Source organism: Pseudomonas sp. P1_F1_2, assembly GCF_056405815.1.
This window is the reverse complement of sequence record NZ_JBFUBK010000215.1, coordinates 1-1,400: the sequence shown is the minus strand read 5'-3', so window position 1 is coordinate 1,400 and position 1,400 is coordinate 1. Positions and strand designations below refer to the sequence as shown.

Below are 1,400 nucleotides of genomic sequence, written 5' to 3'. Positions count from 1 at the left end.
GCGCGCGAGGTGGGTACCGAAGGCAAGCTGGGCGGGCAGGCCGATGTGCAAGGTGTGGCCGGTACCTGGAAGGATCTGACCGACAACGTGAACTTCATGGCCGGTAACCTGACATCACAGGTGCGCAACATCGCCGACGTGACCAAAGCTGTGGCTGCCGGTGACCTTTCCAAGAAGATCACGGTGGACGTGAAGGGTGAAATCCTCGAACTCAAGAACACCATCAACACCATGGTGGACCAGCTCTCGTCTTTTGCTTCTGAAGTGACGCGGGTGGCACGAGAAGTAGGCACCGAAGGCAAACTGGGCGGCCAGGCCGACGTGCAAGGTGTAGCCGGCACGTGGAAAGATTTGACCGATTCGGTCAACTCCATGGGCTCCAACCTGACCGGCCAGGTGCGCAACATTGCCGAGGTGACGACGGCCGTGGCCGCCGGTGACCTTTCCAAGAAGATCACGGTGGATGTGAAGGGCGAAATTCTGGAGCTGAAGAACACCATCAACACCATGGTGGACCAGCTCTCGTCTTTTGCTTCTGAAGTGACGCGGGTGGCACGCGAGGTGGGCACCGAGGGCAAGCTGGGCGGGCAGGCCGACGTGCAGGGCGTTGCCGGCACCTGGAAGGACTTGACTGACTCGGTCAACTCCATGGGCTCCAACCTGACCGGCCAGGTGCGCAACATTGCCGAGGTGACCAAGGCTGTGGCGGCGGGCGACCTTTCGAAGAAGATCACGGTGGACGTGAAGGGCGAAATCCTCGAGCTCAAGAACACCATCAACACCATGGTGGATCAGCTGCGGTCATTTGCTTCTGAGGTAACCCGGGTGGCGCGCGAGGTGGGTACTGAAGGCAAACTGGGCGGCCAGGCCGACGTGCAGGGTGTTGCCGGTACCTGGAAGGACTTGACCGATTCGGTCAACTCCATGGGCTCCAACCTGACCGGCCAGGTGCGCAACATTGCCGAGGTGACGACGGCCGTGGCCGCCGGTGACCTTTCGAAGAAGATCACGGTGGACGTGAAGGGCGAAATTCTGGAGCTGAAGAACACCATCAACACCATGGTGGATCAGCTTCGCTCGTTTGCGTCCGAAGTGACGCGGGTGGCACGAGAAGTAGGCACCGAAGGCAAACTAGGCGGGCAGGCCGATGTGCAAGGTGTAGCCGGTACGTGGAAAGATTTGACCGATTCGGTCAACTCCATGGGCTCCAACCTGACGGCGCAGGTGCGCAACATTGCCGAGGTGACAACGGCCGTGGCAGCCGGTGACTTGTCCAAGAAGATCACGGTGGACGTGAAGGGCGAGATCCTCGAGCTMAAGAACACCATCAACACCATGGTGGATCAGCTGCGGTCATTTGCCTCTGAAGTGACGCGGGTGGCGCGCGAGGTGGGTACCGA

1 protein-coding gene is annotated in these 1,400 nt (G+C 60.3%); it reads left to right on the top strand.

What is annotated here, in order from left to right:
* Positions 1-1,400 (top strand): HAMP domain-containing protein (locus AC1D2P_RS30670; protein WP_477811769.1); only part of this gene is annotated, 1,400 nt, incomplete at both ends.